Origin of the sequence: Siphonobacter sp. BAB-5405 (assembly GCF_002872335.1) — a bacterium.
In the GTDB taxonomy this organism is placed as follows: domain Bacteria; phylum Bacteroidota; class Bacteroidia; order Cytophagales; family Spirosomataceae; genus Siphonobacter.
Genome location: NZ_NJAG01000045.1, coordinates 152,991 through 178,877, shown reverse-complemented (window position 1 = coordinate 178,877; position 25,887 = coordinate 152,991). Strand labels below are relative to the sequence as shown.

Sequence of the window (25,887 nt, the reverse complement as noted above, 5' to 3'; positions counted from 1 at the left end):
GTTACGCATGGCAATCAGTTTTAGAGGAGGTAAGTAGGATAAGTCATTTATCGGCAGCCCGCACCCTGTAGCAGGATTTGAGTACCGTCGGATTGGTAGGTAGCATTCAGAGCCTGGCAAATCATACCCAGCTGCTCATAGAGGCCCAGTCCCGTGAGATCTCCGGTGAAGGGACACTGACGCAAGGCCGATTGCTTGATGAGCAGGCTAATCCCATAGCGTTTTTCGAGGCGTTCAACCACGCGAAGCAGCGGTACGTCTTTGAATCGCATCGAAACGGAGGCATCCACCACCAGGGGATTTTGAACGAGGCCCGTTTGCAGCCAGGGTTTCTCCCGCGAATACGTAACGAGCTGATTCGGTACCAGGATTACCTGATTTTGATCCTTCTGTACGGAAACTTTACCCGTAACGACCTGCACCTGTACGTAGCTTTGTTTCGGCTGATGCCTCACCCAGAAGCTCGTCCCTAAGACCTTCGTCTCCAGCGAGCCGGTGTGTACCAGAAAAGGCTTTTCAGGATTTTTGGTAATTTGAAAGAAGGCGGTTCCCTGCAAATCTACTTCCCGAAGCTTTCCCGTAAACGTTGACGAATACCGCAGGCTACTTCCTTCCAGTAACGTTACCTGACTCTGGTCGGAAAGGGTGAGCGTTTGCGGTCCACGAGCGGTAAGCAGCGGAGCCGCCGTATGAACCGCCAGTTGTCCCGAATTCACGGACGACTGCGTCCAGAACCACAGACCAAGGGATAGTACCAGCAGTACCGATGCCGCCACCCCTACGTACCATCCGGCTTTGCGGAGGGGTCGGATCTGAATCTCCGGCTCAGGTTCATCAATACGCTCACGAATCGTCGACCACAGCTTGGCTTGCAACGGCGGACGTTCCGTTGGGGGAAGTTCTTCCTGCGAATCGGCGGCCAGCCGGTCGTACCAGGCGTGGATACGCTGCTGTTCTTCGGCGGTGGCTTCGTTACGCTGGTAGCGTAGCAAAAGCTCCTGAAATTCTTCCGGGGTCATACAAGCAGTAGAGAGCCTTGAGTGCCGCTCCTATCTAACAAGTCGGATGTGCGAGGATTTGACCTAAATCGTTTTAAAATTTCTACGAAAGTTTATATAAAAAGGCTTGATACCCACTGAAATTCTTGCCTTCGTTCAATTACCGGTTAGTGAGAATGAGATAAATCAGCGTGCCCAGTAAATGATCCTGGTAGTGCGTACGGAGAAATTTGACGGCTTTAGTAAGATGATACTCTACGGCTTTTTCAGAAAGCTGAATGTGGTGGGCAATTTGGGTGACGGACCAGTTCTCAAAATAACTCAGGGTAAACACCTGGCGGGACTTTTCGGGCAGGGTTTGCAGCGAATCTTCCAGAGCCGAACGTAAATCATTCAGGATAATGGCCTCTTCCGTGGACGAATCCTCCGTTGATAAGAAGGACTGGTAATAGCTTAGATACTGTTCCCGCGTGACCCGGGCTCTGATCTGATCGATCACGGCGTACCGAACCGCCGAGAACAGGTAATAACTCAGCCGATTGATGGAGACACTCGCCTTTCGTTCCCAGAGCTTTACGAAAATATCCTGTACCATTTCTTCGGCTACTTCACGATCGTTCAGTTTACGGTACGCCACCAGAAACATCGGATACCAGTACTGGGAATAGATGGCCTCAAAAGCTGTCAAACTCCCCTGCTGGAGTTCGGAAATCAACTTTTGTTCATCGATCATTCCTGTTTGCATGGCGTGAATAGTAAGTTAACCAATCCCCCGAAACCCCGATCAGAGCGTTTTGAATGGTTAAAATTATATATAATGTTCGTATGTTTATACGTAAAAAGAGTATTAAATGTATCAACCCTACGCGGACAGTCTGATAACTACAGTTTCCTTTCTAATTTTAAACGAACCTGCCTACCAGCTCGTCTTTCTGCGGACGTATGCAATCCTTTGAAGTTATATCTTACCTTTAAGACCTTCTTTACCTCAAACCAACGATGACACTATCTCGACGTACCTTTTTGCAGCAGTTGGGCATGCACTCGGCTCAACTGGGTTTGCTTTCTACGCTTCCAGCCTGGCTGCCAGCCCCTGGAAACGCCCTTTCCCGTAGTACGCCCGAAGCTCAGGGCGTTGCTTCACAGGGCATCCTGGATTTCATTGCAACCGTTGAAAAGGAAAAACTCAACGTACATAGCCTGATGGTGTTGCGGCACGGGCAGGTCATCGCCGAAGGCTGGTGGGCTCCGTACGCGGCTGATCTCAAGCACACGCTCTACTCGCTCAGTAAGAGCTTTACTTCTACGGCCGTTGGACTGGCGGTAGCCGAAAACCGTCTACGGGTGGAAGATCCGGTCATCAAGTTTTTTCCCGAAGATCTTCCCGCAACGGTCAGTCCAAATCTGGCCGCCATGCGAATCAAGGATTTGCTGACCATGTCTACCGGACACGCGAAAGATACGACGGGTCCCATGGCCGAAAGTCCGAATTGGGTGAAGGGGTTTCTGGCTCAGCCCGTTGAGCATCAGCCGGGTACGCACTTCGTCTACAACAGCGGAGCTACGTATATGCTTTCCGCCGTTGTGCAGAAGCTGACCGGACAAACTTTACTTGATTACCTCACGCCCCGGCTTTTCAAACCCTTAGCCATTGAAGGGGCCGACTGGGAAGTTAGTCCGCAGGGCATCAACACGGGTGGCTGGGGCTTGCGGGTTAAGACGGAAGACATTGCCAAATTTGGTCAGTTGTATCTGCAAAAAGGCGTCTGGAAGGGCAAGCGGCTGATTACCGAAGCCTGGATCGATGAGGCTACGCGTTTTCAGGTACAGTCCTCGGGCGGCAGTCGCCCCAAAGAAACCAACGACTGGTTACAGGGCTACGGCTATCAATTCTGGCGGTGCCGCCACGAGGGGTACCGGGGGGATGGGGCCTTTGGCCAGTACTGTCTGGTGATGCCCAAGCTCGACCTCGTCATTGCCATGACCAGCGAAACCAGTAACATGCAGGGCATTATGGATGCCGCCTGGAACCATATTCTGCCAGCCGTAGGCAAGTCTAGTCCGGCCTCCGCCCAATCGGCTTTGAAAAAACGGCTGGCTTCTCTACGACTACCGCTAGCGGAGGGGACGTTTAGCTCCCCCCTGAGTGAACAAATCAACGGGAAAACCTTTCAGATTCAGGAAAATTCGCTGGGTATTCAATCCGTACGGATGGACGTGAAGAAGGATTCCGCTCAATTGATTCTCAAGGATACGCAGGGCGAAGACCGCATCGAAGCGGGTTTGGGTCGCTGGAAATTCGGTCGCACGGATCTATCTACGACTCCGCTCAAACTTACCCAGACGCCCGTTCCCGGTGAAACGGTCACGCCCATTGCCACGAGCGGAGCCTGGCGAAACGAGAATACCTTTGATTTCCTGGTTCGATTCATCGAAACCGCCCATTACGAAATCATTTCCCTGCACTTTGAAACGGGGAAGGTACAGGTCAAATTCCAGCGAAGTCTTTCCATCCTCGATGGTAAACCCGACCGCCGGCCTACTTTGGAGGGAAGACTCACGGCTTAATTGATCAAACCCGAGGGCAGGCTGCGAAAGCGTTTGCCCTTTTTGCTTCTGACTTTATTACCGAATGAAAACTGTATTCTTCGTTTGTTTTTTTCTGCTGGGTATGCTGAACCTTCAGGCCCAAAAACCCGTCCGACTGGCCGTAGCTGGTATCACCCACGGCCACGTCCCCTGGATTCTGGGCCGAAAACCGCTGGGCGACATTGAACTGGTGGGTATTGCCGAATCCAATGCGGACCTTTCGAAACGCTACGCCGAACGGTATCACCTGGATTCCAAACTTTTTTACCGCGATCTGGTACAAATGCTGGATGCCGTCAAACCCGAAGCCGTCGTAGCCTTTGGATCGATTTACGAGCACAAAGCCGTCGTGGAAGCCTGTGCTCCCCGGGGCATTCACGTCATGGTGGAAAAACCGTTGTCTACCAACTTAGCGGATGCAGAACAAATGGCCTCTTTAGCCCGGAAGCACCAAACGCTGGTACTGACCAATTACGAAACGTCCTGGTACCCCAGCATTGAAAAAGCCTATCAACTCGTGACCGATAGCAGTACCGTGGGGGCGTTTAAGAAAATGGTGGTACACACCGGACACGAAGGTCCGAAGGAGATTGGTGTCAATGCCGAATTCTTTAACTGGCTGACGGACCCCGTACAAAACGGCGGTGGTGCCCTGATTGATTTCGGCTGCTACGGAGCCAACCTGATGACGTATTTCATGAAGAATGAAACGCCGCTATCGGTCACGGCGGTTACCCGGCAGTTCAAACCCCAGATTTATCCCAAGGTGGACGATGAGGCCACGATTGTGATCGAGTACCCCTCGGCTCAGTGCATTGTACAGGCTTCCTGGAACTGGCCTTTCAGCCGAAAAGATATGGAAGTCTACGGCGATGCGGGCTACGTCATTACGGAAAATACGACGGATTATAAAGTCCGTACCCGCTCCCAAAAAGAACAAAAACGACGCATTACCAAGCAGGAGCTGCCCGTTTACGACGATCCTTTTGCTTATTTTGCCGATTTGATCCGGGGAAAAATCAAACCTCATCCGCTGTACTCGCTGGAAAACAACGTGCAGGTGGTGCGTATTCTCGAAGCCGCCCGGGAGTCGGCCCGTACGGGAAAGACGGTGCAACTCCGAAAAAAATAAGTACGTGTTTTCCTGAAAATTCAGCCTGAGGCGAGGAAGTGGCTTTTCACCGAATGGAGCAAGCCCGGTCCTCCCCAAAGTCCTGTCATCAGGAGCCATCCCCTTTCTATATCGTATTATTTCTGTTTGTTCACTCATGACTTCTTCCCCCGAAAAACAGTGGTTAGGTCACCCGAAAGGCCTGTTTGTGTTGTTTATGACCGAGCTGTGGGAACGCTTTAGTTTCTACGGCATGCGGGCCATTCTGGTACTGTACCTGACGGCTTCCGTGACGGGGCTGAATCCCGGTCTGGGCTGGACCAACGCCGAAGCCCTGACCTTTTATGGCTGGTACGGCTTCAGTGTGTACATGGCCAGCTTGCCCGGTGGTTACCTCGCCGACCGCTTTCTGGGCCAGAAGAAAACCGTACTGATCGGAGCTCTGCTTCTGGCGATTGGTCATTTGATTCTGGCGATTCAGACCATGTGGGCTTTTTACCTGGGTATCTTTCTAATTGTACTCGGCGTTGGACTTTTGAAACCTAACATCTCGACGATGGTGGGGGGACTGTACGCCCAGCACGATCCTCGCCGGGATAAAGGCTTCACCATTTTTTACATCGGGATCAATCTGGGAGCGGCTTTTGCTCCCATCATGGTGGGCTGGGTTGCCTATCAGTACGGCTGGCATTATGGCTTTGCCCTGGCCGGCATCGGCATGCTGTTGAGCTTGATTCTGTACATTCAGGGCCAAAAACACCTGGCAGAAGTCGGTAATTTTCTCGGCAAAAGTTCTGATCTGGAGGATCGCACAAAACTTAATCAACCCCTGACCCGCGTAGAAAAAGACCGGGTCTGGGTACTGATGCTGTCGTTTTTGATTGTGATCACCTTCTGGGGAGCGTACGAGCAGGCCGGCGGTTTGATGAATTTGTACGCCGAACAAAAAACCAACCGGCAGTTTATGGGTATGGAGATTCCGGCGTCCTGGTTTCAGTCCCTCTCCGGTATCTTTGTCATTACGCTCGGTACAGCCGTGGCCAATTTCTGGGCCCGTAATGCTCGCAAGGGTCGGGAAAGCTCTTCCCTGGCGAAAATGGCCATTGGTACCATGATCATGGGTTCGGGCTTTTTCTTCATGACGGCCGCTGCTTTGCAGGCTCAGCAAACCGGGCAGGCGGCCATGTACTGGCTGATTCTGGCGTACCTTTTCCACGTCATTGGTGAGCTGTCTTCCTCGCCGGTGGCCCTTTCATTCATTACCAAACTGGCTCCGGCTCAATACGCTTCGATCATCATGGGAGCGTACTGGGCAGCGACCGGACTGGGCGAAAAACTCGCGGGTCAACTCGGAGCCTCGTCGCAAACCTGGGGTGAACTGGAAACCTTCACGGGCATTGCAATTTTCTGTATTTTGTTCGGAAGCCTGATCTTACTGCTCCTCAAACCGCTGAAACGACTCACGCACGGAGCGGACGATCATTTTGCCGAGACGACTCACTAGGAAATTGAGGCTGCGTTCGATCAAAAAAAGAAAGGGGGTATGAAATCTTGGTTAAGCAAGATTTCATACCCCCTTTCTTATCACATACGTTCAAAAACGGCCTTCCGGTCTTCCCGGATTTTCTTTTGGGCGAGTTGAGCCTTTACCAGCCAGTTCAGTGAAAGGTACACGGCTCCGATACTGATGCGAACGCGTTCCTGCTTCAACTGCAACCAGACTTGCTCAGCGTCCATCGCCCGCGTGGCTTTTTCCAGCACCATCGCTACCGCGTTTCGTTTGGGCGAGTGCCGGATGCCGTGCCGGGTTCTATACGCCCGAATGCGTTCGGTTATGGACAACGTATCCTTACTGTCCTTTGACTCGGTTTTGTACATCATCGGCTCCACTTTTACGGGTTGATCCGGTTTTGAGGTTCTGATTACCAAACCGATAGTTGAACGAAAGCGTAATGACGCGACTATCGAACCGGATGTTCGTGTTCAGATCCAGATTCTCGTACCGTGCCGTTTGTACCCGGCGGCGTCCCTGAAAAATATCATTAGCCATCAGTTTCAGCGTAGCCTGCTTATTCAGAACCTGCTTTTGTACGCCCGCCGAAATGACGTAGAAAGGCCGGGTTACGAACACGCCGTATACTGATTTGGAGTTGTAAACGCCACTGAGTTCCAGGGACGCTCCCCGACCTAGCTGAAAGGAATTTTGAGCGTTGAAGGTGAAACTGGTGATGCTGTTATTGAGATCGCCGCCCTTCTGGTCGCCCTTGTACTCATTCCGAAAAACGTTGAAAAAATTGCTGGTCGTCCACCACGACGTAGGTGACTGGGACGCCGAAAAACTAATCCCGTAATTAATCAGACTTTTCAGGTTTTGTGGACTCTGGAAGGTGGTATTGGTCGAATCAATCTGTCCCATCATCCAGTTGATGACGTCCGAGGTGTAACTATAATTGAGCGTCGTCGTCAGGAAATTATTGAAGGTATGCCCTAGTTCCAGTGAATGCGTCAGTTGCGGTTTCAGGAAGGGGTTTCCTTCGTAGTACAGAAAGGGGTCCCGAAAAAACCGGAAGGGGTTCAGGTCTTCATAATCCGGACGCTCGATACGGCGGCTGTACGAAAGCTGAAGCCGGTGCTTTTCGTTCAGCGTCTGCGTCAGAAACAGGCTGGGGAAGAGTTGAAAATACTTACGAACTACCAGTGAATCGGACGTAATCTGATGCCCTTTCGTATGCGTGTATTCCCCCCGCAAACCCGCCTGTACGCTAAACGAACCAAACTCCCGGTTGAAGTTTACGTAACCCGCATGAATGGTTTCCTGATAGGTAAAATGATTGGAAGCCGAAAAATCCCTGACCCAGTTGGTACCCGACAAGGTGTCGTACTTTACTTCGTTGTCGACGGTTACGTAGCTGCTTTTCCAGCCCGTTTCCAGTTTCGTTTTCGTTCCCAGCGGATGCGTGTAATCAGCTTTCCCCACGTATACATAAGTGGTGGAAGGAATATCGCCCCGACGCGTGGAACGACGACTGGTAAAGGCTCCCGTTTCATCCACATAACGCGTATCGAGCAACTGATTGGATTGAAAACCATTGGCTGAATAGTCCCAGTCGGTTGTCAGTTCCCGGCCCTCCTGTTTGAAGCGGTGGGTATAGTTGAGGTTGTAGGAAAGATTCGACCAGCGGCTGTCGTCGGTATTGGTGCTGCGGGCATCCGCCAGCGTATGACGAGTAATGGTTTGCAGGAGGTTACTGGTGTTGCCATGGTTCGCATAGGTACCCACGTTTCCGTTGACCACCAGCCCGAGGGTATTCCGGGAATCAAGAAAGTAATCTACCCCCGCTTTGAAGTTATTCGTATACAGGGGCTCATCAGTTACGGTGTTCTGGAATGAGATGCGGCTCGGATTGCTTTCACCCGGATCGCGGAAGCGGCGGGTATAGGACAGCAACTCCTTTTCGCCCCGATACGCGTGGTCGTAGCTCCCGAATACGTTCAGGCGATTGCTGCGATAATTGAGGTTCAGGCCCGTTCCGTAACGGTTCTTGCGGCTGCGGGCGACATTGGCGTACACATTGCCGTTGAAGCCGATCCTTTCATTTTTCTTCAGTTGAATGTTGATGATGCCCGAATTTCCGGCGGCATCGTACTTGGCGGAAGGGTTGGTGATGATTTCCACTTTCGAAAGAGCACTCGACGAAGTTCCCCGTAACAGCGTAGCCAGTTCCTTCTGCGACAAATAAGTCAACTTTCCATTGATCATGATGGTAGCTCCCTGCTTGCCCTTCAGGGTAATGTTGCCTTCGTCGTCCACGGTAACGCCGGGAGCTTTTTCCAGTACTTCCAGAGCCGTATTGCCTTCCGAGAGGATGCTGTTTTCAATATTCATCACCGTTCGATCGATCCGCTGTTCGACCAGGGGCTTTTTCGCCGTCACGGTTAAGGTTTGTAAATCCTGTTCGCCCGGTTGCAGTTGCAGCGTGGGAAGCAGCCGTTGCGGTTGCTTTTCACTCAACGTAAAGCGGGCACTTCGCTGGGGCTGGTAGCCCACGAAGCGAGCTTCTACGTAATAGGCTCCCAGGGGTATGCGGGTAAAACCAAACTGTCCAAGGGAATCGGATACCGTTCCTTTCACCAGGGTAGAGTCGGCGGCCGAGTAGAGGGCTAGCGTGGCAAATTCAATGGCGATACCCGCGGGATCAGTCACCCGTCCCCGTAGGTCGGTTTGGGCGTACACGGTACTCGTGATCAGCAGTAGGGCCCAGCGGAGGTGTTTCAGGGATTGAGTGGGAAAAGGCATTCGATCTAAGACTTAGTAATAAAAAAAGAAAAGGCGTAATGGACCCGACCGATGGCCGGGTGAAACGGATGGGTGGCTCAAGAATGTTAGGGTTTCGGTTTCGGCACAAACGTGGGTCGAACCCTTTTGCCATTGACAGCCTCCCCTGCCGCCTGCGTCTCAGTCACTGGCGTTTTAGTGGACCTACCGGGCGTTTTGCCGACTGGTTTCTTTTTATTCCGGCGGCCCCACCAAATCAGGAAGCCCGTAATGGGTAGACTGGCTCCGATCAGGCTGGCAAAGAAGGCCATGATTTTACCGGGTAAACCCAGAATACTGCCCACGTGAATGTCATAATTCATCCGACGAAGCTTGACGCCAAAATCCGCTTGTGCGTAAGGGCTGTCGTAAACGGTATTCCGGGACATGGGCTTGAGCGTATGCTGATCAAACGCGTAGGCCTGATGGTTATAAAACTGTCCTGCCGTGGGATAAATGGTGATGTGAATGGGCGATTTCAGATCATTCTTTTCGGGATAGTTGTAGTAAAAGCCCTGGGCTTCAGGGTGCTTGGTCAGCACCGTTGCCCAGGCTTTGTCCATAGCCTGCGACTGCGTGTAGAAACAATGAGCCTGTAAGGTATCGGATTCATGGTTGGGGTACTCCGGTAAGGTTTGACCACCCGACGTTGCCCAGTAGAGGCTCCGGCTGTACCACTCTATGCCATACACCATGCCCGTCAGGGCGATAGCCAGCAAAAAGAGTAGCGAGTAGAAGCCCAGTACATTGTGCAAATCGAGGTTGACGCGTTTGAAGGATGCTCCCCATTTGATGGTAAAGCTTTTTTCCACGGTGCTTTTGCTCCATTTTTTGGGATACCACCAACACCAGTCCGGTAATGAGTTCGAGGACAAAAATCAGTGTCGCATAATTCACAATAGGACGACCGATTTCCCAGGGCAACCACAGAAAGCGATGGCCATTTAAGATGATTCGGAAAAAATCCGCTTCGTCTTTCTGATGTACCTGCTGACGAATGATGGTTCCGGTATAGGGATGCATTTTAAAGGTATAATGCTCGCCCTCCCAGGGCCCTACGCCGACTTCAATGGCTTTGCCCTGCTGGTAGGAAGCGTAGGTGACATCCTTACCGGGAAGAATCGCGGCAATAGCGGTCTGTACCTGCGAAGGCGTGAGAACGGGTTTTTCCTCTTGGGCAACATTGCTTTCCGGCTCCAGCAGAGACGTAATTTCTTCGTTGAACACCCAAATACAGGCCGTGATACAGACGATAAAAACAATGATTCCGGAGCCTAAGCCCAACCATAAATGTAACCAGTTATTAATTTTCCGGAAGGTCATAGCCGAATAGAATAGATTGAATGCGTTTCGGTACCGGGGCGGGGGTAAGTACTGGGATTTACCGGATCGTTAGCCATTCATGGCAATCCCTGAAACCTTCCCAATACCCCATACCATAGGTACTTTTCTGGGTAGTTGCATAAGTCGGCCTGTTCCGCAGTAGGTATGGGAAAAAAGAATGGGTGAAGTTGGCCATGGGTTGCAACCATGGTTAATGATGTTGAACCCCTGCGGGGTTGAGCTGAACTAGTTGGGATGAGGTGGGGGATAAAATTGTTTATGTAGGATACGAGCGATTCACTACTCTTATCTTTTCCAATTTGGAAGGGTTCAGGTGGTTAGTCCTGCCCCTCATTCGGGCTGTGCTGCTGGGGAAAATGAAAGGTAAGTCTCGCTGATTTCAGAAGTAAATGGATCCGTAGACGTGTAGAAATAGAGACAGCTCATCCACTCCTTTCTTCAGTCTGGTTACTCTGGGATTGTTTCAGGAAGTATCGGAAACAATTTTTGAATGGGTGCTTTAGTCATGCCAACCCTGGGAAAGGGTTCTTGTGCTTTGTTTCCGTTTATTTTCCTGAATCCATGAAAACGATTACGCTATTATCTATTCTGTTGCTATCCCTGAGCGGTTGCGGAGATACCACCCATTCAACCGCTACTGATCCTCTAACGATTCCTTCCGCTCCTCCTAAGCCTTCCATTGCTGAACCCGGAGCGGTAACCCTCCAGTTTTTGCGGTGGTATCAGACGCATGAATCGGAAATTTCAGCCTTGCCGCTCGTCAACCCACCTGCTGATTCGACAGCTTTTTATTCGGTAAATCAACGGGCCACGGAACGTTACCTGGCTCTGTTTAACTCCACTAAACTAGTGTCGCCTGAGTACCTGGCTTACTGGAAAACCTATTTTGAAGAAGCCAAACGGTATTTCCAGACGCATCCACAACATGAGGGTCCACCCGAGGGTTTCGAATACGATCTGGTACTGCAGTCTCAGGAAATAGACCTGGAACAACTGACGCAGGCACAGGTAATCCAGCAAACGGTTGAACCGAACCGGGCACACGTATTGGTACGCTTACCTGATCAGCAAAAGCTGCGTTTCACGCTACAAAACCAACAGAATCACTGGCTTATTGACGGTATAAGGGCTGAATAACCTTAGAACACCTAGAGAACAACAACGTCTTTATCGGCAGTTGGAAACTGCCTGAGGGTAGGTACCGGTTTGGAAACCTGCACCAGTGGCGTCCTTGTTTTTAAACCAAACGCCTCAACCCCGGAGGGGTTCAATATAATTAGCCCCGTATGCAATGCGGGGAAATCAAATGGGAGATAACCATGGGTTGTACCCATGGCTAATCAAATTGAACCCCTCCGGGGTTAGAGATGAACTATCCCTTCTAATAGATTTCCGCAACGAATCCGGGAAATCTGTAACATTCTTCCAGAAAAATAAAAACTTCAGGCTTCCGGGGTTTCCTACCTTTGAACGCCTGCAACAATACACCACAATCGAATGGCAATTACCTTAACCACCGTTCTTCCTGCCGACTATCCCGAACTCACCGACGTTTGGGAAGCTTCCGTCCGGGCCACCCATGCTTTTCTTTCCGAAGCCGACATTCAAGCATTCAGACCTTTGATTTTGAATGAATTTTTGGCGATGGTCGATTTGACCGCCGCCCGCAACGAAGCAGGCAAAATCCTGGGCTTCGTGGGCGTTGCCGAACAGAAGGTAGAAATGCTTTTTTTGCACCCAGACGCCCGCGGCAAGGGCCTAGGAAAACAATTGTTACGTCACGCGATTACCCATAAGCAGGCCACTACGGTTGATGTCAACGAACAGAATCCCCAGGCACTGGCTTTTTATGAACACCTGGGCTTCGTCCGCATCGGTCGGTCGGAGGTAGATGGGATGGGAAAACCTTACCCTCTGCTGCATTTAGCTTTAATAACCGATTCAATCAGCCATGAATCACCACGAGAAAGTTGAACACCTGAAAGAACTCGCCCGCCAGCTGCGTTGCCCGGAAGGGGACGAAGGCATCCAGACGGGCGAACATATGAATGTCAACAACGCCGGAATGACGGCCCGAACGCTCGAAAAGCTGCATCCCGCCGAGCAGGTGCTTGAGATCGGACCGGGCAATGCCCAGCACGCCGCCCAGGTACTGGAGAAAGTAAAGCACTACTACGCGGTCGATATTTCGGAAACCATGGTGACCGAGGCCCGGCAACGCAACGCGGTCTGGATTGAACAGGGCCGCGTACGCGTTGAGCACATCGACGGGCAGCATCTCCCCTTTTCTGATGCCTTTTTTGACGAAATTTTTACGGTAAATACCATCTACTTCTGGCCCGAACCACTGGCGTATCTGGAAGAAATGCACCGCTGCCTCAAACCTGGTGGACGTTTAGTACTGGCCTTTGCTACTCAGGAATTTATGCAGCATTTGCCCTTCACCCAGTATGGCTTCGAGATGTACGCCACGGATACCGTTGAGGAACTGCTGACCTCGGTTCCTTTCACGATCCTAGATGTGCATCAGGAGGACGAAGAAATTCTAAGTAACGCGGGACACGCCGTCGTTCGTACCTTTGTGGTCGTTAGTGCCCAAAAGTAACGTAGCGTCATGTCGTACCCCTTCTCCGCCCTGGTTGGCCAGGATCAGCTTACCCTCGCCCTTTTGCTTTGTGGAATCAACCCGGGTATTGGCGGCGTACTCATTCAGGGCGACAAGGGAACCGCCAAAAGTACCGCTGCCCGGGCACTGGCCGAAATTCTGCCGCCCATTCAGCGGATTGCCGGCTCCCGCTTCAATACGGAACCCAGTCAGATTCTGGACTTTGATGCGGTCAGCCAGTCTGGCGAGTACGAAATCGAAGAAGTAGCCGTACCCCTGGTAAACCTACCTTTAGGTGCCACTGAAGATCGGCTACTGGGTCAGCTTGATCTGGAAAGCGTCCTCAACGAACGCCGACGGGCCCTCCAGCCGGGTCTGTTGGCTCAGGCTCACCGAGGTATTCTGTACATTGATGAAGTCAATTTATTACCGGACCATTTGGTGGATGTACTGCTTGATGTAGCCGCCTCGGGCATCAATACCGTCCAGCGGGAAGGCTTGTCGGTAAGCCACCCCTCGCGGTTTGTACTCATCGGTACCATGAATCCCGAAGAAGGAGCGTTACGCCCACAGTTTCTGGACCGCTTTGGTCTGATGGTCAACGTACAGGCTCCGGATTCCATTGCCGAGCGTACCGAAGTGGTGCGTCGTCGCATGGCCTATGATCAGGCCCCGCAGGCGTTCATGCACGACTGGCAGCCCGCTCAGGTGGCCCTACGGGCTCGCATTGCTCAGGCCCGCGAGCGACTGCCGCAAGTACAGATGCCCGAGGGATTGCTCACCCTCGTCAGTCAGCTCTGTACACAATTACAGATCAGTAGCTTACGGGCCGATCTCGTTCTCTACAAAACGGCGATTACCCTGGCTGCTTTTGAGGGTCGAATGGAAGTACAAGCCGTGGACATTAAACGGGCCGCGGAATTAGTCCTCCCCCATCGACGACGCAAAAAGCCCTTTGAATCTCCGTCCTTCCATTCGTCTGAACTGGACGATCTGATGAATACCCCTCCGCCGCCGCTACCCCAACCGGAGCCGGAAACCGAACCAGCCAAAGAAGAAGTACTGGGCGTAGCTCCCGTAGCTGAGCCACCGGCTTTAACCGTTGAAAATCATTCGATGGAGGCCTTGAACGGACGCCGGAGCGAAATAGCCCGGACGCCCCGTGGCTTCAAAACCCAGACCGTACCGAGCACCTCCCCTACCGACCTGGCTCTGACGGCCAGCGTACAGCAGGCTCTGATCCGGGATCCGGAGACGTTTCAGCTTTCGCGGCAAGACCTTCACCAAACGATACGAACCGGAAAAACCGGACATTTCATTCTTTTCGTGGTAGATGCTTCGGGTTCCATGGCGGCCAGTCGGCGGATGGAAGCCGTGAAAGGTAGTGTACTCCGTCTGCTTACTGACGCTTACCAACGCCGTGATACCGTGGCGGTCATTGCCTTTCGGGGCGTAGAAGCTCAGTTGCTGCTGGAACCTACGCAAAGCGTCGAACGGGCGGAAGTGGCTCTGCGTACCCTGCCCACGGGTGGACGGACGCCCTTACCTCAAGCCTTACAGCTGGCTCTTGACGTATTGGAACAGCAACCCGAAAATCCCTTACTGATTATCCTGAGCGACGGCAAGGCTAACGTACCCCTGCCCGGTGGTGGCGATGCCTGGCAGCAAACGCTGGAACTGGCGACACGCCTGCGTACGATTCCCGCCTTGGTACTCGATACCGACACGGCGTACGTGCGACTGGGACGGGCAAGTGAGCTGGCCCGGACGCTGGGAGCCGAATGTGTGTCGCTGGAAGATTTTTCTGCCGAAACCCTTACCCGAACGGTCTCCGGACTGATGTCATAAGATCCAAATGAATGCTTCACTTCGCCCGATTATGTTCGTGGGCACGGCCTCTGATGTGGGCAAAAGTGTGATTACCGCCGGATTCTGCCGGATTTTTAAACAGGATGGCTATTCTCCGGCTCCTTTCAAGGCTCAGAATATGTCGTTGAACAGTTACGCGACGCCCGAAGGACTGGAAATGGGCCGTGCTCAGGCCGTGCAGGCCGAAGCGGCGGGCATTCCCTGCCACACGGACATGAATCCGGTGCTGCTTAAACCGACTACCGATCAGCGTTCGCAGGTCATTCTGAACGGGAAACCCGTCGGTACGCAGTCCGCGTATGAATACTTCCGCACGCAGGATCGGCAGGAATTATTCGCCGAAGTAACGCGGGCTTTTGACCGACTTTCGGCTCGGCACTCTCCCATCGTACTGGAAGGAGCCGGGAGCATTTCGGAGCTTAACCTGAAACACCGCGACATCACTAACCTACGCATGGCCCGTCACGCCGGAGCGGCCACTTATCTCATCGGCGACATCGACCGGGGTGGTTTGTTCGGGAGTGTCTACGGTACCATTGCTCTGCTAACTTCCGAAGAACGGGCCTGCATGAAAGGCATCTTGGTGAACAAATTTCGCGGCGATGCCCGACTGTTTGCCGATGGGAAACAGATGCTGGAAGAGCTGACGGGTCTACCCGTGGTGGGTATTCTGCCGTATTTCAAGGATATTTTTATTGAAGCCGAAGATTCTCTGGCTCTGGAATACAAAAAACGAGTCGCCCAAACGCAGAAAATCAACGTAGCCGTTGTGCATTTGAATCGACTTTCAAACTTCACGGATTTCGACCGACTGGAGAATGATCCCCGCGTCCATTTGTACTATACCCGCGAATCCGACGAACTGGAGAAAGCCGACATCGTCATCTTACCCGGCAGTAAAAATACCATCGATGACTTACTGATTCTGAAACAAAGCGGGCTGGATCAGAGCATTGTGCGGGCTCATCGGGCGGGCAAAACGGTCATTGGCATTTGCGGTGGCTATCAGATGCTGGGTCAGAGCGTGGAAGATCCGCAGGGCGTGGAAAGTTCTATTCCCAGTATCGCCGGACTGGGAATTCTGCCCATCCAAACAGTACTACAACCCGTTAAAACCACTTTTCAGCGGCAGTTTCGCTATCGGGAGGGATCTTCCTGGTGCACGGGCTATGAAATTCACATGGGGGAAAGTCGCCCGCTGGGACCTGAACAGCCGCTGACGGTTTTCGAAGATGGACAATCGGATGGCTATTTTCTGAATGAGCGATGCTGGGGTACGTACCTGCACGGCATTCTGGATAACGACGTGGTAATCGAAGAGCTTTTGTCCGCGTATACTACCGAGTCAGTAAACTTCGATTACGCCGCCTACAAACAGGAACAGTATGATCGACTGGCGGATCTCATTCGTCAGCACGTAGATATGGAGCAGATTTACGCTCATTTGAAAAGCTAAGGTATGTTACAGGGACACGGCGATGATGGCTATCAGTACGAAAAGCCCATCCTCGCGGATTTTAGTACAAACGTTTGGTACGGGGGCGAACCCGCCGGGCTTCAGGCGTATCTGTTTGACCGTTGGTCGAGCATCAATCGCTATCCGGAGGTACTGGCTGAAAGTTTGATTGAGCGGCTATCGGTTCATCACCAACAGGCCCCTACGCAGTTTTTGGTGAACAGCGGTACGACCGAAAGTATTTACCTCGTTGCCCAGGCCTTTGCGGGAAGTCGTACCACGATTGTGATTCCCGCTTTTGCCGAATACGAGGATGCTACCCGGATGCACGGGCATACCCTGACGTTTTTGCCCTGGGAGCAAACGGATGCCCTGCCCGAGAGCGATCTCGTTTTTATTTGCAATCCCAATAATCCCACGGGAGCCGTTTTCCAGAAGCTGGACTACTGGCTTCGAACGTACCCGCAAACGGTATTCGTCGTGGATGAAGCTTTTATTGATTTCACCCGAGCCATTGACTCCTGCGAATCGCTGATCGCGTCGTATGGGAATCTGATTATCCTGCGGTCGCTTACGAAAACCTACGCCATACCGGGCCTCCGATTGGGTTACGTGATGGCTCAGAAAACCGGTATCGAACGATTGAAACGGTACAAGCAGCCGTGGACTGTCAACGCCCTGGCTCTGGCCGCCGGGCATTTCATTTTCGAACAGTTTGATGCCATTCAGCTTCCACTGGATCAGCTTTTAATCGATAAAGAAAAGCTGGTAACCGCCCTGCGAACGCATTCAGGGCTTCGGATTCACGACAGCCATACGCACTTTTTTTTGGGGGAAACGCTCAACCGTACCGCCGCTGAGTTAAAACGCTATCTGCTCGAATCGCACGGCCTACTCATTCGGGATGCCAGTAATTTTCGGGGCTTAAGTCCTCGTCACTTTCGGATCGCTACGCGTACGCCCGAAGAAAACCAGTGGCTCCTTAACGCCCTTCAGACATGGCCCTGCTAACTTTTTTTCCGCTGGTTTTCGGCTACGGGCTGGATTTGGTCATTGGTGATCCGGACCACTGGCCCCACCCCATTCGGCTTTTTGGTACGACGATCTACAAGGGCGAACGTTGGTTGAATCAGGGTCGGTATCGATTCTGGAAAGGGGGTTTGTTTGCTGTAGTATTGATTATCACCGTCTTTTCCTGCTTTTGGGGACTGGAACGGTTACTGTCCGCAGGCCCCTGGTGGATTGCCGGACTGGTTCAGGGCGTATTTATCTGGTATGGGCTAGCCAATCATAACCTGATCCGCGAAGGCCGACAGGTATTTACCGTACTCGATACGCAGGGGCTGGAAGCGGGGCGTAAGCAATTATCCCGCATCGTGGGTCGTGATACGTCCCAGCTCAGTGCTCAGCAAATTCGTATTGCCGTACTGGAAACCATGTCCGAAAACCTAAGTGACGGCGTAATTGCTCCACTTTTCTATTATGCACTGGCGGGCGTTCCGGGTATGATGGCGTATAAAATGGTCAATACGCTCGATTCCATGATCGGTTACCGCAATCCGCGTTATGAGCAATTCGGGAAGGTTGCTGCTCGCATCGACGATGTAGCTAACTTCATTCCCGCCCGACTCACGGCCCTGCTGATGGTACTGGTTACGGCGAGCGGTCGGGGGCTCCGCTTCATTTTCCAATACGGTCATCAGCACAAAAGCCCCAACGCGGGGTATCCCGAAGCGGCTCTGGCGGGCATTCTCAACTGCCGATTCGGCGGACCTAACGTCTACCACCGCATCCGCGTAGAAAAGCCGTATCTGGGTGAACAGGAGCGAATGATTGAACCGCACGAAATCAAACGCGTAAGCTGGATCAACCACGCCTGCTGTCTGGTGATGGTGCTGGGTTGCCTGGCTTGGAACGCGTGGAAACAGGGTGCGTGGTAGGGAAGAGTAGTTGGCAACGTTGACTTGTTTACTATTTGACCACGTAATTTCTATGCTATTAAATCGTCTTTTTAGATAGTTTGGATATTAGCAATCCTTTCCTTCTGTGCCAGTACACTAACCTCATTCAATTTTTTCTTACCATCTCTAATGCTTTGATTATCTGTACAAATCATTTATTCGGGTAAGTCAATCACTGGTTTTTTCCCGCTTTGGGGTCGTTGCACTAGCGTCGGTATTGGTACGTACGTTTCCGTATAGCCACCGCCAGAACTTAAGAGAAAGCCATTACTCGTGGAAAGGCCACACCCATAGTCTTTTACGCTCCGATTTTGATCGCCGAAGGGCAGCGTCAATACGGCTTGAGTAACCTCCTGCCACTCACCGCTCAGGGTACGCACCCACACGTTTTGATAAGATGCAGATCTGCGATGCCGATCATCATGCGTGGAAAAATCTTCCAGAAAGGCTTGAGCTTCGGTCAGGCTTTTCATCAGGGTAGGTGTACTTATTTTTGCGATTCTCTCCCACCGCTGGTCTTTTTCGAAGAATAAAGTGTATATCGTTTGATGGTGTACGGAATCGGGTTGAAGATGGATTAAAAATTTGTAGGTAGTATCTTCTTTCCAATCATACACCAGATGGGTATGAACGCCGCTTCCTTCGCGGCCAAATCGGGAACTAAACACCCGCAGTCCTTTTTCCAGTAAGGTGGCCCGCATCGAATCCGGCACCTGCCTAGGATTGTTATTGCCCGCATTGGCATCCCAAACCGAAAAAATCACTCGCCTTTCCCTGGTAGAATGTACCTGGATTCCACTATAGAATAATCTTCCTCCCAACACCGAATAATAGGTATGGGTCGGAGCCTCACCCGTTGGCACGTTTATCTCGGCATAAATCCAGTCCGCCGGTTCTTTTAAAACGTAATCTAATGTCAGATAAGCTGCTCCGTGTTTTTTAGAGCCTTGCGTTAGCGGACGCGTACGGTCCAGATCAGCCTGCGTGACTAGCTTCAGAGGCGGATGAATGCCCCCCTGAAAGGTGGTTCCGGTCACCGGCATCTCAGTCGTTACTACTTCCCACTGCAGGTCAGGGTCCATCCAGAGTTTACCCGGCCCTACCAAACCCACTCCTACTTCGATTCGCGTCGTTTGCGATGGAATATCCAGCACAATCGTATATTTTCCCCAATCCAGCGATCCTTTTATGCCTCGCTTCTGCATGTTGTCAAAAGCGACCGGATAACTCCCAGCCTCTGCCCGGAAGCATAGTCCGGCCCATTGCTGGACCTCTTCCACTTTGAGATATCCCGTAAGACGAACGCGTTTACCCGCCAGCTTTTTCACGTCAATGGCTTTCAATAGATAGCCAAACCCATTAGGTCGTTTGGTATTGGATTCAATCCGGAGTGACGCCTGTTCACCGTGCCGTTGATTATCATCCTCAGTCAGTTGATACTCGCCGGATGGCTTTCGTAGGTAAGCCATCCCGGCGGTATAGTGAATGTACCTAACATCAAAGGCAGGGATAGTATGCTCCAAAACACGATTTTGAAAGGCATTTCAGTAGAGGTTAAGTCTGGCAGATGCGGCTATTGTACCCAAGGTTGCTTTGGTTTGACCTTAGCTGAGTAGAAAAGGCTGGTGGAATCAGGAATATCATTGCTGGATAAAGCGAGTACATGATGGCACCTTTAACAATCTCAGCGAAACCTAGAAGACGCCTGGCTTAGCTCCTGTTTTTACAAAAGAACCTCCTGCCGTAGTTTTTCAACCACATCAGGAGGTTCTTTCCCCTACGCTACGGTTGGGGCGGGTTTACTTTTTAATCGTATCACATCCCATCCGTCCGCATCGCGTATACCAGTTTTACGTGACGATAAGCGTTAATCTCCGACCATTCGTTGTCATAATTCAGTCCATACGGCCAGAAGTGACTTCCACCAGTATTGATGACCGCATTCGGTCCATCGAAGGTCTTAACAGTGGCGACGGCATTTGCTCCCGTGAAGGGTCCCGTAGACGTGTTGGCATACCAGCCACCCGAGATACCGACACCCCAGGTGTGGGCGATTTCGTGCATGGCCGTACGCGTGTTTTGGTAACTGGGATTACCCCCGAAGCGAATGTTTCCGTTGGTATTACCGTCGGCGGTCTGTACACCGGTATTATACTCAACGGTCAGGGTTCTGGCGGGCCAGTTGGCCAGACGGTTATAACGGGCACAGGCGTCGTTCATGGCACTCGTAATCCGGGCCCGTACATCATCGGGTACATTAGACGTCGTTAAAACCCAGCCTAACTGCCCCGCTTGCTGGGCTTTAATCAAGGCCCACTGCTGGTTTTCTCCACCCCAATACCCCCATTGTTTAATCTCGGCCAGATCGTCGATCGACTGGTTGAATACATCCAGATCTTTGCCACTGTTCCGATTAATAATGCGATAATAACCATCCCCTAAGGCCAAAAATTGCCACTGTTGCTGGTTGGCTCCGGTGTAGTTGGCAATACTAATGTCTCCCCCATCGGCCGTTGAGCCCTGTACCACTTCCAACGCTCGTTGACTTTGCACGCCTACAATGGAATAAAATCCACCCGAAAGCTGGGTCAGCGTCCATTCCTGATTACTGGCTCCGGTTCCGCCGTACTGGACGATATTAGAACCTGAAGCCGTCTGTAAACCTTCCACATCCAGCATTTTTCCACTGCGTCGATTCACAATGAAAAACCGGCCATTCCCGGCGGTTTGTAAAGTTTCCGAGGCAGGAACGCGGGCCCCTTTAGAGCTGTCTACAACGTTAGATTCAGGTTTTGGTGGGGTTAAGTTTTCTTTTTGGCAACTGGTTACCAAAGCCAGGACCGCCAGAGCGAGTCCTTTTAAACCTACTTGCGTTTTCATAGTAATAGAGTTGATTAACATGTGGTGTACATACCCATGCTTATGTACAATGTTTGGGGTGAACAAGAGAGCATGAGAAAAGCAGAGGGTAAGGGGCTTTCTCCTGTAGGTGTTACTCCCTAATGAGGGATGAAACAGGAAGGGCGGAAGTAGTGCATCTGAAGTGATTCCATCTCGTTAGTTTTGGCGGTGAACACGATGAACAGATTTGTACTTACTGAAAACCCACCGTACCTAAAAGCATAGGCGGGGAAGCAGTCTGTTGAAAAACTTTTAGTGAAGAAATGGGGTGAATGTTTTCTTCAAGAAAGCTTTACGGTATCAGGCCTGCTTTTGATGCTCCTATGCAAGTACCCTTACGGATATACTCTATTTTGTTCTAGTTTTTTATAAAAAAATACAAAACACAAGTATCATAAGGTAAGAAGAGGTCTGTATCATTTCTCTGTACTCGTAAGCGAGGGCCGATTCGATTGGGGCAGGAATGGGATTGATTTACCATTAGCCGATTCGTATCGCTTACCAAACAACCCCCAATATCACCAGGCACACGTTTAGCATCCAGTTGGTCTGACCATCAGAATCGGTATTTTTGTGGGTCAAAACGGAGGCCATGCAGCGAATCATCATCTCAGGAGGACCGGGAGCCGGGAAAAGTACCTTACTTGAAGCATTACACGACCGGGGATATCCTACTTCGGCTGAAGTATCACGACTTCTGATTCAGGAACAGGTACAGTTGGGTTCCAAGCAGGTTCCCTGGAATGATCTGAGCGGTTTTGCCGGGCTGGCTTTGGAACGAATGCAGAGAGCCTATCAACAGGCTCAGGGACCGCTGACGTTTTTTGACCGGGGCATTCCTGATATTCTGGCGTATCTACGGGTAGGCAACATTCCGCTGGAACCGGACTGGATGCAGGCGGCCCGCCGATACCCTTATGCTCCCTGTGTACTCATGGCTCCACCCTGGAAAGAAATTTACGTCAACGATGCCGAACGCTGGCAGACCTTTGCCGAAGCCACACGGCTGTACGAAACGCTATCGGAGGTGTATCAGTCGCTGGGCTATCAGCTGATCGTACTTCCCCAGGTTTCTGTGGCTGAACGCGTGGCTTTTGTGGAGACTATACTGAAAAAATGGTTTCTGGAAGAACCCTTGTCCGCCCTTACGCCAGAGCCCAGTTTTTGTCAATCAGGCAAGCTTCGTATGAGTGACCCGACAATTTCTTCGTAGTTTTGCGGCCCCATCCAGGTAACCGTCGTGAGGCGACGGTTTGAAAAGGGAATCCGGTGCAATTCCGGAACAGTCTCCGCTGCTGTAAGTTCTTTTCGTTTTCAGTTTCTGGTTTTCAGTTTTCAGTACTTAGGCTGTAAACTGAAAACGGCGAACTGAAAACTGAAAACTTCTCCACCATACGCCACTGTACCCCCTTGGGTATGGGAAGGGGTTGGGAAGGGAACGAGTCAGAAGACCTGCCTGAGTGGTTAACCCCCGACAGCTTTCGGAAGAAAAGCTCGTACGAATCATGATGCATCCTTTGTTTACTTTTCCGCAGAAATGTATGCGGCAATGGGTTCCACTGTTGGTAGTGGCGGCCTTCACGCTGGGTTTACTGAGCCAGTGTAGTTCCACCTCTTCCGTTGCCGAACAGGGCGAAGCGGCCGTTAAACACGACTACTTTCCCGAGAAAGTCCAGATCAAACACGCCAAAGGCTTTCGGATTACCTACCGCTCGCATTACAAAGTGGTACAGATCCTGAGTCCCTTTGAAAAGAGCACGGATACGGCGACCTACGTTCTCCTGCAACGCGGTACGCCCCGTCCGAAAGGGTACGAGAATAGTCAGCTCATTGAAATTCCTCTACGTTCGCTGGTTGGGATGTCGTCCATGCACATCGGACTGGTCAGTTTTCTCGACGCCGAAGCTATTCTGGTAGGACTGGGCGATCTCAAGTACGTATCTTCCGAAAAAGTCATTGCCCGTATCAACGAAAAGAAAATTACGCAGGTGGGCAAAGATCAGACGCTCAACGAAGAAACGCTGGTCGCCATGCACCCCGATCTGGTGATGGCCGTGGGGCAACCCAATGCCCGCATGGATCGCTACCAGACGCTCAATGCCGCCGGAGTACCTGTACTGATCAACTCCGAGTGGGTCGAAACGACACCGCTGGGCCGGGCCGAATGGGTGAAGCTGCTGGCGGCGTTACTTAATCAGGAAGAACAGGTGAATCAGCGATTTGCCGCCGTAGAAAAGGAATACAATCGACTCAAATCCCTGACCCGTTCGGTCAAAACACGGCCCAGTATCATCACCGGTACCAGCTATAAAGATTCCTGGTTTGTACCCAATGGCAACAGTTACATGGCTCAGTTTTTCCGCGATGCCGGAGCTACTTATCACTGGAATGCCACCCGGGCCACGGGCAGTTTGCCGCTCAATTTCGAAGCCGTGTATCCCATTGGCTTACAGGCCGATTACTGGCTAAATGTAGGCATCAGCGGACGGGATACGAAAAAAGACATCCTGGCCCGAGACGCCCGTTACGGAGATTTTAAGGCCTTCAAAACCGGCCAGTTGTATAACTACAGCAAGCGAACCAACACCCGGGGATCAAACGATTACTGGGAATCGGGAGCCGTTCATCCGGAGCGGGTACTGGGCGATCTGATTAAAATTCTGCATCCCGAACTCCTGCCCGATTACGAACTGTATTACTACAAACAACTCCAATGACACCACGCCTGCGACTCGTGCTGGGTTTACTCCTGGCAGCAACGGTAGTTGGTTTTCTGGTGAACCTTACCCTGGGTTCCGTAGCCATTCCACTTCGGGAAGTGGTACGTATTGTACTTCACCACGAATCCGAGCAGACGGCCTGGCTCTTTATCGTTGAAAAAATTCGTATTCCCAAGGCCTGTACCGCCGTGCTGGTCGGCTGGGGATTATCCGTGAGTGGGCTGCAAATGCAAACGCTTTTTCGCAATCCGCTGGCTGGCCCCTCCGAACTGGGTATTACCGCCGGGGCGGGTCTGGGCGTGGCGGCGGTGATGCTGGGTAGTGGGAGCGTTACCAGTCTATACGCCATCCGTCAACTGGGGCTTTCCGGGAGCTGGCTGATTGTGGGCATGGCTTCGCTGGGTTCTGCTCTGGTACTGGGACTGGTCCTGCTCATTGCCGGACGACTCCGCGACCATGTGGTTCTGTTGCTGGTCGGGGTAATGGTCGGCACGATTACCTTTTCCGTCATTAGTATCTGGCAGTATTTCAGTCAGCCCGAACAGATTCAGGAATATTTACTCTGGACCTTTGGTTCGCTGGGTGGCGTACTCGGGTCACACCTGTACGTGCTCTCCGGCGTGGTCCTGCTGGGACTGGTTCTAGCCTTTGCCTCTTCCAAAGCCCTAAATGCTTTACTGCTGGGAGAAGCCTACGCCCGTAGTATGGGGCTAACCGTTCGGCGGGCCCGCACCCTGATTATTGCCAGTACAAGTCTGCTTACGGGCAGTATCACCGCGTTTTGCGGTCCGATTGGGTTCATTGGCATTGCCGTACCGCACCTGACCCGTTCGTTGCTGGGTACCTCTAATCATCGCATTCTTATTCCAGCAAATGGCCTCATAGGCAGTCTGTTAATGTTATTATGCGACAGCATTGCTCAGCTTCCCGGTACGCAATCGATCTTACCCATTAATGTAGTGACGTCCTTACTGGGGGCTCCGGTAGTGATCTGGATGATTGTCAGTCGTCATAAATCCGTTTTTGTATGAGCCAGCCGCTACTGACGACCCACGACCTGCGAATTGGTTACGCGGCAAAATCCGTTGCGGGTCCTTTGAACCTGAGCTTGCAGCCGGGTCAACTAGTAGGTTTGCTGGGGCCCAACGGAGCGGGTAAATCGACGTTGATGCGAACGCTTTCGGGTTTACAGGCAGCCTTGAGTGGCGAAATTCACCTGAACGGGCAAGTACTAGCCAGCCTCGCTCCTACTGATCTGGCCCGAAAACTCAGTCTGGTCCTGACCGAACGCGTCGAAGCCGGACACCTGCGGGTTCGCGAACTGGTAGCTCTGGGCCGCACGCCGTACACCAATTGGTTGGGCAGCCTGACTGCGGAAGATCAGCGTAAGGTTGACTGGGCTTTGGAACTAACAGGTACAGTGGCCTTTGCCGACCGACGCCTGCCCCAACTCAGCGATGGCGAACGGCAGAAAGTTATGCTCGCCCGGGCACTGGCTCAGGATACCGATCTGATTTTGCTGGATGAACCCACCGCTCACCTGGATTTACCGAGTCGGGTCGAGTTAATGCGACTGCTGCACGAACTGGCCCGACAAACGGGAAAAGCCATTCTACTTTCCACGCACGAACTGGATCTGGCCCTACAGGCCGCCGACCAGTTGTGGCTCATGGGGACCAACGGCAGCTTTGCTCAGGGTGTACCCGAAGATTTGGTTCTCAACGGTGCCTTTGAACGGGCCTTTACGGCTACTGGTTTTGTGTTTGATCGTCTTACGGGGACTTTCCAGTTGTACCCCTCCCCTACCGGGCCGGCTGTACAACTGACGGGCGAAGCCGGTCCGCTGTTCTGGACCCGGCGGGCCTTGTGGCGGGAAGGCTATCGCACGGAGCCTGGAGCTGCCCTTACCGTGGAGGTACAGTCCGATCGCTGGCTGATTGATGGAGCCATTGCGGTCACTTCCATCCAGGCATTACTTGAAGAACTTTCCAAACGGCTTAAAGGCCGATAACTCATTT

General features: G+C 52.0%; 21 protein-coding genes, 1 pseudogene and 1 riboswitch. Of the genes and pseudogenes, 14 read left to right on the top strand and 8 right to left on the bottom strand.

What is annotated here, in order from left to right; translation table 11 throughout:
• Positions 1-47: 47 nt before the first annotated feature.
• Together BWI97_RS23515 and BWI97_RS23510 are read right to left on the bottom strand one after the other, a co-directional pair.
• Positions 48-1,019 carry a FecR family protein gene (locus BWI97_RS23515; RefSeq protein WP_102203052.1) on the bottom strand — a complete coding sequence of 324 codons (972 nt, stop codon included), beginning with the start codon at positions 1,017-1,019 and terminating at the stop codon, positions 48-50.
• A 139-nt stretch (positions 1,020-1,158) separates the two neighbouring features.
• The gene (locus BWI97_RS23510) at positions 1,159-1,743 is read right to left on the bottom strand and encodes an RNA polymerase sigma factor (protein ID WP_102203051.1); all 585 of its coding nucleotides are present in this window, start codon (positions 1,741-1,743) and stop codon (positions 1,159-1,161) included.
• 254 nt (positions 1,744-1,997) lie between these two features.
• Here BWI97_RS23510 and BWI97_RS23505 point away from each other — a divergent pair, with 254 nt between their 5' ends.
• The 3 genes from BWI97_RS23505 to BWI97_RS23495 all read left to right on the top strand — a co-directional run bounded on the left by BWI97_RS23505 (position 1,998) and on the right by BWI97_RS23495 (position 6,202).
• Positions 1,998-3,566 (top strand): serine hydrolase, encoded by a 1,569-nt coding sequence (locus BWI97_RS23505; protein WP_102203050.1) that lies wholly within the window; start codon positions 1,998-2,000, stop codon positions 3,564-3,566.
• 64 nt (positions 3,567-3,630) lie between these two features.
• The gene (locus BWI97_RS23500; protein ID WP_102203049.1) at positions 3,631-4,719 is read left to right on the top strand and encodes a Gfo/Idh/MocA family protein; all 1,089 of its coding nucleotides are present in this window, start codon (positions 3,631-3,633) and stop codon (positions 4,717-4,719) included.
• A gap of 136 nt (positions 4,720-4,855) precedes the next feature.
• Positions 4,856-6,202: a peptide MFS transporter gene (locus tag BWI97_RS23495; protein ID WP_102203048.1), complete on the top strand. Its 1,347-nt coding sequence runs from the start codon at positions 4,856-4,858 to the stop codon at positions 6,200-6,202.
• Positions 6,203-6,282: 80 nt separating this feature from the next.
• On the opposite strand, the gene BWI97_RS23490 is transcribed toward BWI97_RS23495, so the two are convergent.
• The 4 genes and pseudogenes from BWI97_RS23490 to BWI97_RS29010 all read right to left on the bottom strand — a co-directional run.
• On the bottom strand, positions 6,283-6,579 hold the full coding sequence (locus tag BWI97_RS23490; protein ID WP_102203047.1) for a transcriptional repressor: 297 nt from the start codon (positions 6,577-6,579) through the stop codon (positions 6,283-6,285).
• Positions 6,548-8,995, bottom strand: coding sequence for an outer membrane beta-barrel family protein (locus tag BWI97_RS23485; RefSeq protein ID WP_102203046.1), 2,448 nt, complete (start codon positions 8,993-8,995; stop codon positions 6,548-6,550). The genes BWI97_RS23490 and BWI97_RS23485 overlap by 32 nt, the downstream gene beginning before the upstream one ends.
• A gap of 86 nt (positions 8,996-9,081) precedes the next feature.
• Positions 9,082-9,825, bottom strand: a complete 744-nt coding sequence (locus BWI97_RS29015; protein WP_255403193.1) for a PepSY domain-containing protein — start codon at positions 9,823-9,825, stop codon at positions 9,082-9,084.
• 91 nt (positions 9,826-9,916) lie between these two features.
• Positions 9,917-10,336: pseudogene (locus BWI97_RS29010) on the bottom strand (PepSY-associated TM helix domain-containing protein); the annotation flags it as partial.
• Between the two features lie 582 nt (positions 10,337-10,918).
• Between BWI97_RS29010 and BWI97_RS23475 the strand changes: the two are divergent.
• The 7 genes from BWI97_RS23475 to cbiB all read left to right on the top strand — a co-directional run bounded on the left by BWI97_RS23475 (position 10,919) and on the right by cbiB (position 18,227).
• On the top strand, positions 10,919-11,494 hold the full coding sequence (locus BWI97_RS23475; protein WP_102203045.1) for a hypothetical protein: 576 nt from the start codon (positions 10,919-10,921) through the stop codon (positions 11,492-11,494).
• A gap of 360 nt (positions 11,495-11,854) precedes the next feature.
• Positions 11,855-12,331: an acetyltransferase gene (locus tag BWI97_RS23465; RefSeq protein WP_102203043.1), complete on the top strand. Its 477-nt coding sequence runs from the start codon at positions 11,855-11,857 to the stop codon at positions 12,329-12,331.
• On the top strand, positions 12,309-12,962 hold the full coding sequence (locus BWI97_RS23460; RefSeq protein WP_102203042.1) for a class I SAM-dependent methyltransferase: 654 nt from the start codon (positions 12,309-12,311) through the stop codon (positions 12,960-12,962). The genes BWI97_RS23465 and BWI97_RS23460 overlap by 23 nt, the downstream gene beginning before the upstream one ends.
• A 9-nt stretch (positions 12,963-12,971) precedes the next feature.
• The gene (locus tag BWI97_RS23455) at positions 12,972-14,810 is read left to right on the top strand and encodes a magnesium chelatase subunit D family protein (protein WP_102203041.1); all 1,839 of its coding nucleotides are present in this window, start codon (positions 12,972-12,974) and stop codon (positions 14,808-14,810) included.
• 7 nt (positions 14,811-14,817) lie between these two features.
• Positions 14,818-16,287 carry a cobyric acid synthase gene (locus BWI97_RS23450; protein ID WP_102203040.1) on the top strand — a complete coding sequence of 490 codons (1,470 nt, stop codon included), beginning with the start codon at positions 14,818-14,820 and terminating at the stop codon, positions 16,285-16,287.
• A 3-nt stretch (positions 16,288-16,290) separates the two neighbouring features.
• The gene (locus BWI97_RS23445; protein ID WP_102203039.1) at positions 16,291-17,298 is read left to right on the top strand and encodes a threonine-phosphate decarboxylase; all 1,008 of its coding nucleotides are present in this window, start codon (positions 16,291-16,293) and stop codon (positions 17,296-17,298) included.
• Positions 17,286-18,227, top strand: coding sequence for an adenosylcobinamide-phosphate synthase CbiB (gene cbiB, locus BWI97_RS23440; protein ID WP_102203038.1), 942 nt, complete (start codon positions 17,286-17,288; stop codon positions 18,225-18,227). The genes BWI97_RS23445 and cbiB overlap by 13 nt, the downstream gene beginning before the upstream one ends.
• Before the next feature lie 176 nt (positions 18,228-18,403).
• Here the strand turns inward: cbiB and BWI97_RS23435 are convergent, their stop codons facing one another.
• Positions 18,404-19,717: a DUF3472 domain-containing protein gene (locus tag BWI97_RS23435; protein WP_102203037.1), complete on the bottom strand. Its 1,314-nt coding sequence runs from the start codon at positions 19,715-19,717 to the stop codon at positions 18,404-18,406.
• 346 nt (positions 19,718-20,063) lie between these two features.
• Complete coding sequence (locus BWI97_RS23430; protein WP_158242830.1) at positions 20,064-21,128, bottom strand: RICIN domain-containing protein; 1,065 nt, start codon at positions 21,126-21,128, stop codon at positions 20,064-20,066.
• A 613-nt stretch (positions 21,129-21,741) separates the two neighbouring features.
• On the opposite strand from BWI97_RS23430, the gene BWI97_RS23425 reads away from it, so the two are divergent.
• From BWI97_RS23425 to BWI97_RS23410, 4 genes are all read left to right on the top strand, one after another.
• Complete coding sequence (locus tag BWI97_RS23425) at positions 21,742-22,362, top strand: AAA family ATPase (RefSeq protein ID WP_146011006.1); 621 nt, start codon at positions 21,742-21,744, stop codon at positions 22,360-22,362.
• Positions 22,362-22,624, top strand: a riboswitch (cobalamin riboswitch). (Overlaps the previous gene by 1 nt.)
• Before the next feature lie 30 nt (positions 22,625-22,654).
• Positions 22,655-23,866 carry an ABC transporter substrate-binding protein gene (locus tag BWI97_RS23420; protein WP_233207981.1) on the top strand — a complete coding sequence of 404 codons (1,212 nt, stop codon included), beginning with the start codon at positions 22,655-22,657 and terminating at the stop codon, positions 23,864-23,866.
• Positions 23,863-24,900 carry an iron ABC transporter permease gene (locus tag BWI97_RS23415; protein ID WP_102203034.1) on the top strand — a complete coding sequence of 346 codons (1,038 nt, stop codon included), beginning with the start codon at positions 23,863-23,865 and terminating at the stop codon, positions 24,898-24,900. The genes BWI97_RS23420 and BWI97_RS23415 overlap by 4 nt, the downstream gene beginning before the upstream one ends.
• Positions 24,897-25,880, top strand: coding sequence for an ABC transporter ATP-binding protein (locus tag BWI97_RS23410; protein WP_102203033.1), 984 nt, complete (start codon positions 24,897-24,899; stop codon positions 25,878-25,880). Before BWI97_RS23415 ends, BWI97_RS23410 begins: the two co-directional genes overlap by 4 nt.
• Positions 25,881-25,887 lie beyond the last annotated feature (7 nt).

Bases quoted from the DNA above. Each gene is read 5' to 3' on its own strand.
- BWI97_RS23515 (WP_102203052.1), bottom strand. From the start codon at position 1,019: ATGACCCCGGAAGAATTTCAGGAGCTTTTGCTACGCTACCAGCGTAAC.
- BWI97_RS23460 (WP_102203042.1), top strand. From the start codon at position 12,309: ATGAATCACCACGAGAAAGTTGAACACCTGAAAGAACTCGCCCGCCAG.
- BWI97_RS23450 (WP_102203040.1), top strand. From the start codon at position 14,818: ATGAATGCTTCACTTCGCCCGATTATGTTCGTGGGCACGGCCTCTGAT.
- BWI97_RS23495 (WP_102203048.1), top strand. From the start codon at position 4,856: ATGACTTCTTCCCCCGAAAAACAGTGGTTAGGTCACCCGAAAGGCCTG.
- BWI97_RS23430 (WP_158242830.1), bottom strand. From the start codon at position 21,128: ATGAAAACGCAAGTAGGTTTAAAAGGACTCGCTCTGGCGGTCCTGGCT.
- cbiB (WP_102203038.1), top strand. From the start codon at position 17,286: ATGGCCCTGCTAACTTTTTTTCCGCTGGTTTTCGGCTACGGGCTGGAT.
- BWI97_RS23505 (WP_102203050.1), top strand. From the start codon at position 1,998: ATGACACTATCTCGACGTACCTTTTTGCAGCAGTTGGGCATGCACTCG.
- BWI97_RS23425 (WP_146011006.1), top strand. From the start codon at position 21,742: ATGCAGCGAATCATCATCTCAGGAGGACCGGGAGCCGGGAAAAGTACC.
- BWI97_RS23475 (WP_102203045.1), top strand. From the start codon at position 10,919: ATGAAAACGATTACGCTATTATCTATTCTGTTGCTATCCCTGAGCGGT.
- BWI97_RS23485 (WP_102203046.1), bottom strand. From the start codon at position 8,995: ATGCCTTTTCCCACTCAATCCCTGAAACACCTCCGCTGGGCCCTACTG.
- BWI97_RS23490 (WP_102203047.1), bottom strand. From the start codon at position 6,579: ATGATGTACAAAACCGAGTCAAAGGACAGTAAGGATACGTTGTCCATA.
- BWI97_RS23500 (WP_102203049.1), top strand. From the start codon at position 3,631: ATGAAAACTGTATTCTTCGTTTGTTTTTTTCTGCTGGGTATGCTGAAC.
- BWI97_RS23510 (WP_102203051.1), bottom strand. From the start codon at position 1,743: ATGCAAACAGGAATGATCGATGAACAAAAGTTGATTTCCGAACTCCAG.
- BWI97_RS23435 (WP_102203037.1), bottom strand. From the start codon at position 19,717: ATGGCTTACCTACGAAAGCCATCCGGCGAGTATCAACTGACTGAGGAT.
- BWI97_RS23415 (WP_102203034.1), top strand. From the start codon at position 23,863: ATGACACCACGCCTGCGACTCGTGCTGGGTTTACTCCTGGCAGCAACG.
- BWI97_RS23455 (WP_102203041.1), top strand. From the start codon at position 12,972: ATGTCGTACCCCTTCTCCGCCCTGGTTGGCCAGGATCAGCTTACCCTC.
- BWI97_RS23445 (WP_102203039.1), top strand. From the start codon at position 16,291: ATGTTACAGGGACACGGCGATGATGGCTATCAGTACGAAAAGCCCATC.
- BWI97_RS23465 (WP_102203043.1), top strand. From the start codon at position 11,855: ATGGCAATTACCTTAACCACCGTTCTTCCTGCCGACTATCCCGAACTC.
- BWI97_RS23410 (WP_102203033.1), top strand. From the start codon at position 24,897: ATGAGCCAGCCGCTACTGACGACCCACGACCTGCGAATTGGTTACGCG.
- BWI97_RS23420 (WP_233207981.1), top strand. From the start codon at position 22,655: ATGATGCATCCTTTGTTTACTTTTCCGCAGAAATGTATGCGGCAATGG.